The organism is Amycolatopsis keratiniphila (genome assembly GCF_000400635.2).
GTDB lineage: Bacteria > Actinomycetota > Actinomycetes > Mycobacteriales > Pseudonocardiaceae > Amycolatopsis > Amycolatopsis keratiniphila.
The window spans coordinates 26,406-33,499 of the sequence record NC_023497.1 but is presented as its reverse complement, the minus strand read 5'-3'; the positions used below and the strand labels follow the sequence as shown (position 1 = coordinate 33,499).

14 protein-coding genes are annotated in these 7,094 nt (G+C 66.3%); 7 read left to right on the top strand and 7 right to left on the bottom strand.

Annotated elements, in window-relative coordinates:
• The first annotated feature begins 27 nt into the window (after positions 1–27).
• Together AORI_RS81875 and AORI_RS81870 are read left to right on the top strand one after the other, a co-directional pair.
• A complete protein-coding gene (locus AORI_RS81875; protein ID WP_024264342.1) occupies positions 28–480 on the top strand; it encodes a MerR family transcriptional regulator in 453 nt (150 codons plus the stop codon).
• 52 nt (positions 481–532) lie between these two features.
• Positions 533–958 carry a hypothetical protein gene (locus tag AORI_RS81870; RefSeq protein WP_024264341.1) on the top strand — a complete coding sequence of 142 codons (426 nt, stop codon included), beginning with the start codon at positions 533–535 and terminating at the stop codon, positions 956–958.
• 15 nt (positions 959–973) lie between these two features.
• Here the strand turns inward: AORI_RS81870 and AORI_RS81865 are convergent, their stop codons facing one another.
• Positions 974–1,360 (bottom strand): hypothetical protein, encoded by a 387-nt coding sequence (locus AORI_RS81865; protein WP_123799290.1) that lies wholly within the window; start codon positions 1,358–1,360, stop codon positions 974–976.
• 141 nt (positions 1,361–1,501) lie between these two features.
• Between AORI_RS81865 and AORI_RS81860 the strand changes: the two genes are divergently transcribed.
• A complete protein-coding gene (locus AORI_RS81860; RefSeq protein WP_024264339.1) occupies positions 1,502–1,762 on the top strand; it encodes a hypothetical protein in 261 nt (86 codons plus the stop codon).
• Here AORI_RS81860 and AORI_RS81855 read toward each other — a convergent pair.
• Both AORI_RS81855 and AORI_RS81850 read right to left on the bottom strand, forming a co-directional pair.
• On the bottom strand, positions 1,755–2,030 hold the full coding sequence (locus tag AORI_RS81855; protein ID WP_024264338.1) for a helix-turn-helix domain-containing protein: 276 nt from the start codon (positions 2,028–2,030) through the stop codon (positions 1,755–1,757). The two genes, AORI_RS81860 and AORI_RS81855, sit on opposite strands and share 8 nt — an antisense overlap.
• Positions 2,031–2,116: 86 nt before the next feature.
• On the bottom strand, positions 2,117–2,305 hold the full coding sequence (locus AORI_RS81850) for a hypothetical protein (RefSeq protein WP_024264337.1): 189 nt from the start codon (positions 2,303–2,305) through the stop codon (positions 2,117–2,119).
• Positions 2,306–2,526: 221 nt separating this feature from the next.
• Between AORI_RS81850 and AORI_RS84520 the strand changes: the two genes are divergently transcribed.
• From AORI_RS84520 to AORI_RS83755, 3 genes are read left to right on the top strand one after another with little or no spacing between them, the layout of a single operon-like run.
• A complete protein-coding gene (locus AORI_RS84520; RefSeq protein WP_024264336.1) occupies positions 2,527–3,693 on the top strand; it encodes an NUDIX domain-containing protein in 1,167 nt (388 codons plus the stop codon).
• A gap of 33 nt (positions 3,694–3,726) precedes the next feature.
• Positions 3,727–3,891 carry a hypothetical protein gene (locus tag AORI_RS83760; RefSeq protein WP_024264335.1) on the top strand — a complete coding sequence of 55 codons (165 nt, stop codon included), beginning with the start codon at positions 3,727–3,729 and terminating at the stop codon, positions 3,889–3,891.
• A 50-nt stretch (positions 3,892–3,941) separates the two neighbouring features.
• A complete protein-coding gene (locus AORI_RS83755; protein ID WP_024264334.1) occupies positions 3,942–4,091 on the top strand; it encodes a hypothetical protein in 150 nt (49 codons plus the stop codon).
• 32 nt (positions 4,092–4,123) lie between these two features.
• Here the strand turns inward: AORI_RS83755 and AORI_RS81840 are convergent, their stop codons facing one another.
• Positions 4,124–4,426, bottom strand: coding sequence for a hypothetical protein (locus AORI_RS81840; protein ID WP_228688442.1), 303 nt, complete (start codon positions 4,424–4,426; stop codon positions 4,124–4,126).
• 82 nt (positions 4,427–4,508) lie between these two features.
• Between AORI_RS81840 and AORI_RS81835 the strand changes: the two genes are divergently transcribed.
• Positions 4,509–4,775, top strand: coding sequence for a helix-turn-helix domain-containing protein (locus tag AORI_RS81835; RefSeq protein ID WP_024264332.1), 267 nt, complete (start codon positions 4,509–4,511; stop codon positions 4,773–4,775).
• 71 nt (positions 4,776–4,846) lie between these two features.
• Here AORI_RS81835 and AORI_RS81830 read toward each other — a convergent pair whose 3' ends face one another.
• From AORI_RS81830 to AORI_RS81820, 3 genes are all read right to left on the bottom strand, one after another.
• Positions 4,847–5,251, bottom strand: coding sequence for a hypothetical protein (locus AORI_RS81830; protein ID WP_123799287.1), 405 nt, complete (start codon positions 5,249–5,251; stop codon positions 4,847–4,849).
• Entirely contained in the window at positions 5,252–6,094 is an 843-nt protein-coding gene (locus tag AORI_RS82610) for a ParA family protein (protein WP_051552954.1), read from the bottom strand.
• A gap of 176 nt (positions 6,095–6,270) precedes the next feature.
• Positions 6,271–6,927: a hypothetical protein gene (locus AORI_RS81820; RefSeq protein ID WP_024264329.1), complete on the bottom strand. Its 657-nt coding sequence runs from the start codon at positions 6,925–6,927 to the stop codon at positions 6,271–6,273.
• Positions 6,928–7,094 lie beyond the last annotated feature (167 nt).

Here is a 7,094-nt window from a genome sequence, read left to right as displayed (position 1 = left end):
ACTGGAGGGCAAGGAGGTGCATTGACTATGACGAAGACGCTCATCGAGGACGGTTGCATCCAGGATGCTTGGGCCCTGGTAGAGCAGCTCGAAGACGCCCGTGACGCGGTACAGCAAGATCCGTGTGAGGGAGTCAGGCGGCTGAACGCGACGATCGACAGCGCGCTCGCGGCGATGTCGCCTGTGTCGGTTAGTGCCGCTGCCAAGCTGCTGGAGTTGTCGCAGCCGACAGTTCGAGCATGGCTGGATAAGGGCGTGCTGACCGAGGCGGAGCGCAGGACCAGTTCCGTCCGACAGCTGGACCCGCACCGTCTTCACCTCGTCCTGCATCTGGTGAACACGCTTCGAGAGCGAGGCACCAAGACCAACGACCTGATGGACAAGGTGTGGTGGCGATTGTCCGACCAGGCCGTTCTTGATCGGGACGACCTGCAGGAAAGCCTGGCGCAGATGCGCCGCGGCGAACTGATCGATCTCTGAGTAGCAACCAGGCCGAGCCTGCCAGGAATGTGACACCTGGCAGGCTTGCCGGATGCAGGTCAGAGTGCGAGCGACGCCTATTGCCCAACAGCAGATCGGACAGCTTCGTGGCCGGCCGCAGCGTGCGTTCGAGAGCTGGCTGCAGAGGATCAAAACGTCCGGCTGCAAAGCACTGACCTACCGCATGACCGGCGAGCACGTCGAGCGGTTGTGCGTGTTCCACTTCTACGGCGAGCTGCGCGTGATCGTCGCCTTCGCCGCTCCCCAGGACGCTCGTGTCCTCCTGGTCGGTCCGCACGATGATGCCGATCCCGGCATCGACGTCTACACCCAGCTCTTCGAGCTGCTCGGCATCCCGCGGCCTACCGAGCGGGTGGGCAAGCCGGATTGCTGTGGCCCGGACAAGCGACCACCCGTGTGGGGCGAGGATGTCGAGATGCTCACCGACCAGTTCCACAAGCTCGCCAAAAGGCGCTAGGAACGACCTCGCTGGCTACGCGCCGCGGCGAGCGATCTCGGCCTCCCATTCCTCGTGAGTGGGATCTGCATCGCCCGGTCCCAGTACTTGCCAGATCTCCTTCGTGCCGTCGATGTCGATGGCCTGAACCTCCCAGCCATAACCTCGAGTAGGGCGGTACCCAGGGATAACTCGCGTCGAGGGGCCTGCCTGCGCGTCAAGCCCGAGTTTCGGCTCCAGCCTCTCGCTGCCCGGTGCGTCGGTGTAGGTGAAGTCGTGCCGCTCCTGGAACAGCCATCCCGCGATCGGCGTGACATCCCGCCGTCCCATGAAAATGCACAGCAAGCGCCACCCCGGCGGAGCCGCTTGAAACGAGGTCGTCCGCCAGTAGATTCCAGATTGCCTGTCCTGTTCTTCAGTCACCGACTCAGTGTCTCCGCATGGTCGCGTTCGGTGTTGGAGGCGCACTACGGCCACGGCAATCCACGTTCGGCCCACATCCGATCCACATCGTCGCCGCATGGTTCTCGCGACGGTCGTTCGTGCCGGGAGGAAAGGGTCGCGATGAAGATCTATGCCGTGGTGGTGACGAGTTCGGACGCGCCGGATCGGCCGATGCTGGTCGACGCGTGGGATGCCGCGATGGTCGCGGAGAATCCGTCGGGTTGGCGGCGCGTGGTGGCGGAGGAAGCTCTCGACCACGACGTCCAGGCCGTCGCCGGGATCGTGATCGAGGTGCCCACTGACGCGGTCCTGCAGCTGCTGCGCATGCCCGTGCCGACCGTCGCGGCCACGGCGATCGAGCCCGAGGGGTCAGTCAGCTGACGTGGGTCCCCGCCCCGTCGTCGGTGATGGGGTGCGGCCCCTTGTGCCCCCGGCCGGGGCCGGCGCGGCGGCCGGGGCGCTGGACACCGAGTGCGGCCTCGCGCGGGTAACCGCGCACGACGGGGATGTTGAAGTCCGACATCAGCCGGCGGGCGGCGGCCTCGGAGATCCCGTAGTGCTCGGCGAGCTCCTCGGTGCCGATCAGCCCGTGGTTGGCCGGAGTCGCAGGTTCCGCGGCGGCAGGCTCGTTGACGTCGCGCTCGGTCATAGCGGAAACCTACCGTCCCGAAAAGGACGTGGGACCAGGCCTTTGACCTGGTCCCACGTCCGGCGGTGCTGGGTGCTTGCGGGCTGTCAGTCGTCGCTCCACAGGTTGTCGGTGGGCAGGCCCATCCTCCGATGGGTCTCCTCGACGGAGGCGCGGTAGTCGCGGATGTGCTGCTCGGTGATGACCTCTCCTTCGGGGGCGATGTCGTCCTTCTCCGCGATCTTTCCGACGCCCTTCAGCGGCTTGTTGTTCTTGGCCATCTGGTCTTCCTCCATGTCCCGGAATCATCTACGCGTAACGCGTATTTGTTTTCTAACAGGGACTATGAGGCCACAACTCGCACCCTCGTGTCTAGGGGCCGCCGCAAGTTGTCCACTTTTTGCCCAGTGCGGCGGAGTCCGATAAGGCCGATCGGGTGAGAGGTGGCAACCCCACTTGCTAGGTGTATTGAAGTTCGTACAGTGGGACGTACGAAATCCGATACGGAGGGGTTGTCATGCTGAGGACTCAGGATGGCGTTCAGGCTCGTCGCGGCGGGCTGGACCTGACCATTTCGCTCACCGCCGATCAGGTCGACGCGCTGGGGACGTCCGCCCGCGAACTGGCCGAGGCACTGGACACAGTGCTGGTCGCGATCGCGGCCTGGCGCTCGGGCAAGGACCCGGTCCCGGCCGGCGGGGTGTCGATGAAGGATCGCCCGGTCACCGCGGGCGTGGACTGGCAGGACTGGGTGCTCAGTGACGTCGCCGCGCTGCTGGCTCGGCTGGAAGGCGTCCAGGCCGCCGCGATCCGGGCACACGCCGAGCTGGGCGGCACCTTCGGCAAACTCGCCGCGAACCTCGGGGTGCCGCGCGCAACCGCGCAGTCCCGCCGCGGCGAGCTGCAGGACAAGAAGCGCACCCCGGCCGAGCTGTGGGCGACAGGCGGCCACGGACCGGTCGACCACCCCGGTACGAAGGTGCCGATGAACATGCGGTCCTGGTCGGTGCCGTGGCACGGCTACCTGCCAGTCGACATCACCCCGCCCGAACTGCGCCCCAACGGCCTGGCCGCGAGCGTCGCCGAAGGCTGGGCCGAACCCGCCGAAACCCCCGATGACGTTCTGGACATGCGCGACCGTCTCGCCGCCGCGCTGGTGCCGTTCGACCTCGACGAGCGCGGCTGGCCGCTGCACCCCAACGGCCGCACCGGCCGCACCGGCCGCAACCTCGGCAAGTGGGGTGAGAACCAGGCCGCGGACCCCATCGTGGTCGCCGGTGACGGTGCCGACCGGAAGATCCTGCTCATCCGCCGGGACGACATCGGCGCGTGGGCGATCCCCGGCGGCATGGTCGACCCCGGCGAGACCGCGCCGAAGACCCTCGTCCGCGAACTGCGCGAGGAAACCGGCGTCGACCTCACCGACACCACCCCGGTCATCCTCAGCCGCGTAGTCGTCAGCGACTGGCGCAACACCGACCACGCCTGGGTCGCGAGCACGGCCGCGCTGTTCCAGCTGCCCGACGTCGTTCCCGCCACCGCCGGCGACGATGCCACCGATGCCCGCTGGTTCCGCTTCGTCGACGTCGCCCAGCTCGCCGACAAGCTCGCCGCCGACGGCGGCCTCTACGAAGCCCACCTGCCCCTGCTCACCCAGGCCGCGGACTACCTCGCCGCCCGCTGACCTCCGAAATCCGACCCCTGAAAGGACAGTCCGATGCACCCCCAGTGCGAATCCGTCCGGATGGTCGACCGTTGCTCGCAGTGCAACCCCGGCTACGGCGACCCGAACCAGGCTCACGAGATCTACACCGCCACGAAGAACGGCACGCCTCTGCACGCGGCAGAGGACTCCTACGCCCAGCGCCGCAAGTCGCGATGAACACCACCAGCCCACCGCGTCCGAAACCCCAACCCTGAAAGGGCAACCCTGTGGCCAAGGTCGAGAGCTGGACCCGCAACGGCGACAAGCTCACCGAACACAACCTCACCGACGACGAAGCCCGCCAGCGCGAAGATGCCGTGTTCAACGACTCCAGCAACATCGCGGTCGTCTCGGTCACCCCGGACTCGGATGCCTGACCAGACACGGGACTCACAAACGGCCCCCGCGCTCAAGGCGCGGGGGCCGCCGTGTTCGCAGGGCCAGGAGAGCGCAGCAGGCACACCGTGCACGGCATGCCCGACATCCCCTCGACGACGTCGACCGTTCCCGGCTGGATCACCAACCCACAGAACGCAACCAGCCGGACCGGCCCGTCGACGCCGGCGGGCAGAGGCGCGAGATGCACCTGGCGATCGCTCTCCCCCGCCACCCTGCCGGTCGGCATGACCGCGCCACGACGGAGCCGGACGCGAACGATCGGCGCGCCGGACACGGGCTGCTGACCTGCTGGTTCCGGGGACGACTCGCGCATTTTATGACTATAGACATAAGGCTAATCACCTTGTGGTGATCGTCTCTGGCTCGATCTCCCTTAGGTCGATAGTCATTGGCGCGTGCCCAGCCCGCCCGCCTCCGACTTCGCCGTAGCACTCGGCGAGCGCCTGCGCGCCGCCCGGCAAGCCCGGACACCGAAGTGGAGCCTGGAGCGCCTCGGCCGCCGCGCGCGCGTCCACTGGACCTACATCGGCCAGATCGAACGCGGCGAAGTGCATCCGAGCGTCCTCGTCGTCGCCCGCCTCGCCGACGCCCTGCAGATCGACCTCGGCGAACTGATGGCAGGCCTGCCCGCGCCGCCACCCGGCAAAGACCCCGACGAGTAGGCCCCCGGACAGTACGAAGCCGGGGCCGATGCTCGAGTGACGAGCGCCGACCCCGGCCTTGGTGGGAAGGCTCAGCTCTGGGTCTTGGTGAAGAAGTCCAAGTCGATCGCCGGGCCGACCTGGTTCGCGACGTACTCGTCGAGAGCGAACCGGTTCTGCACGAGGAACTGGATGATCAGTTCACCGACCTGCCGCTGGTCGAGCCGATAGCGGGTCGCGAGCACGTTGGTCATCGTGCGCGCGGTGTCGTAGTGGCTCTCCGATACTCGAAGTCCCCACACCTTCGGCTCGGGCAGCTTCTGCTTCGCCGTCATCGCCAGATCGCCCTCGGCGGCCGGCGCCGGACCGGTGGACAACGGAGGTGGCTCGGTCCTGCCCTCCCCGCCTGGCAGCGCACCGCGTCGCCGACGGCGCTGCTCCTTGTCCTCACCGCTGCCCGGAAGCGGGCCGTTGCCGGGTGGGTATTCGTCTGCCACTTAGATCTCCTCGTTGATAGTGGTGGTGGCCAGCGTGTGGATGCGGTGCACGATCGGCTTGTAGTGCGCCTTGAGCGCTTCCTTCTCGGCGGAGTCGTCCATGAACTCGACCGCCTTGAGCTGGTCGTCGAGCCGGGAGAGTGTGGCGCGCAGCGGCACAGTGCCCCAGTGCCGGTCCTCACCAAGCTCGCTGATGATCCGCTTCGTCCAGTGCTGGTGGTTCTTCGTCTGATCGCGAGCGCCGTTGATGACGTACCCGACGACGTCGAGGTCCGGCACCAGCAGCTTGTCCTTCACGTAGTACAGCTGCGCCTGGGTACGCCGGAGGCCGCGGTACGAGCGGAACGACGGCTGAGTCACGAGCATGACGTCATCGGAATCCGCCCACGCCATCTGCGGAAGCACGCCCAGAGACGGCGGGCAGTCGTACAACGTCACGTCGACGTCATCGTCGGTGCCTTCGAGCGCCGCGCGCAGACGCAGGTAGTAGTCGAGATTCGGCGCGACCTGGTTCGCCTCTTCGAGATCGAAGCGCGACGGGATGAACGTCAGCTTGTCCTTCCACGGAACATCCCAACGGCACTCTTGGATGGCACGAGCAGCCGTCCCTGTCACCAGGCGCTGACGTGCGTACGCGTCAGTGATCGCGTCGTAGACCGAAGGCGCATCTTCTTCCGTGTCGACCTCAAAGCCCAAAGCGGCGGACGAGTCAGCCTGAGGATCCAGATCGATCACACGGACACGTAGCCCGTACATGACGACGAGGAAGACGGCGACGTTGATGACCTCGTTCGTCTTGCCCACACCGCCCTTGTTGTTGCACACAGCCAGCTTGTAACTCACACGACTTCTCCTCCGGCTCGCTTGATCCCAGCATCCTTAAGTTCTTAAGTCCGTAACGATAGTCCTTAAGGACTTAACTCCTTAACTCCCGCACGTGACATCGGCCTGTCGCGAACATGAAGACGGCCCGCCAGTGAGGTACCGGCGGGCCGTTCGTGCGATGGGGGTTCTACGGATCAGGTGAAGTAACGCCGTCGGAAAGCGACCAGGGACAGCAGACACCAGATCAGCGCGGCCATTCCGGACGCCACGGGCCGGTGAACGTCCATCGAGCCGTCCCAGGCCATTGCGACGGTCGCGAGACCGAAACCAGGCCAGCCGATGAAACGTGCCGCCCGGACGCGCAACGTCGACATCAGGAACAGCACGCCGCCTGAGGTTGCCCACATCCACGCAAGACCGGTAGTGCCAACGGCGAGTCCTTCGCCGTGCGAGGTGATCCAGTTGCGGACCGGATCGACCGCGATGTCGACGATCGGTGAGGTCGCCACCGTTGAGGCGAACTCACCGGCCTTCTTCAATCCCAGGCCGACGAGGTCCACGATCGCGACGATCGCGGCCACGGCCAGGGCGACGAGTCCGGCGCCAGCGACTACGCCGAAGCCGATGCCGACGATGCGCCGCCATGGCGGCAGATCGGATCGCTGGGCGTGTCCGGCGATCGCGTAGCGGAGATCGTCGAGTCGGATGGCGAGCTTGCCGTTGAGAGCGTTCACTCGCGTCCGGAATGACGGTGTCTGCTGGTCCATGCGGGAGCCCTTCTGAAGGTCGGGAATCTGGCTGAGGTTGGGTCGTGACGCGATGGCGAAAGCCCCTTCGGGATAGGTGTTCATCTTGCGCGTTTGGTCGGACAGTTGGTCGTCATGGGAAAAGGTGCCCCGGAAAAGGGGACGACCTGCGGTTTCACCGGCTTCTCCGCCGAGTTGTGAGCTCCGCTTCGAAACCGTCGGACAGTTCGATCGGCGCAGATCAGATGCTTTGGCCAACCGTCTGCGCGAAC

Excerpts from the sequence above, each read along its gene's own strand:
- AORI_RS81875 (WP_024264342.1), top strand. The coding sequence starts at position 28 with ATGACGAAGACGCTCATCGAGGACGGTTGCATCCAGGATGCTTGGGCC.
- AORI_RS81870 (WP_024264341.1), top strand. The coding sequence starts at position 533 with ATGCAGGTCAGAGTGCGAGCGACGCCTATTGCCCAACAGCAGATCGGA.
- AORI_RS81860 (WP_024264339.1), top strand. The coding sequence starts at position 1,502 with ATGAAGATCTATGCCGTGGTGGTGACGAGTTCGGACGCGCCGGATCGG.
- AORI_RS81855 (WP_024264338.1), bottom strand. The coding sequence starts at position 2,030 with ATGACCGAGCGCGACGTCAACGAGCCTGCCGCCGCGGAACCTGCGACT.
- AORI_RS81850 (WP_024264337.1), bottom strand. The coding sequence starts at position 2,305 with ATGGAGGAAGACCAGATGGCCAAGAACAACAAGCCGCTGAAGGGCGTC.
- AORI_RS84520 (WP_024264336.1), top strand. The coding sequence starts at position 2,527 with ATGCTGAGGACTCAGGATGGCGTTCAGGCTCGTCGCGGCGGGCTGGAC.
- AORI_RS83760 (WP_024264335.1), top strand. The coding sequence starts at position 3,727 with ATGCACCCCCAGTGCGAATCCGTCCGGATGGTCGACCGTTGCTCGCAG.
- AORI_RS81840 (WP_228688442.1), bottom strand. The coding sequence starts at position 4,426 with ATGCGCGAGTCGTCCCCGGAACCAGCAGGTCAGCAGCCCGTGTCCGGC.
- AORI_RS81820 (WP_024264329.1), bottom strand. The coding sequence starts at position 6,927 with ATGAACACCTATCCCGAAGGGGCTTTCGCCATCGCGTCACGACCCAAC.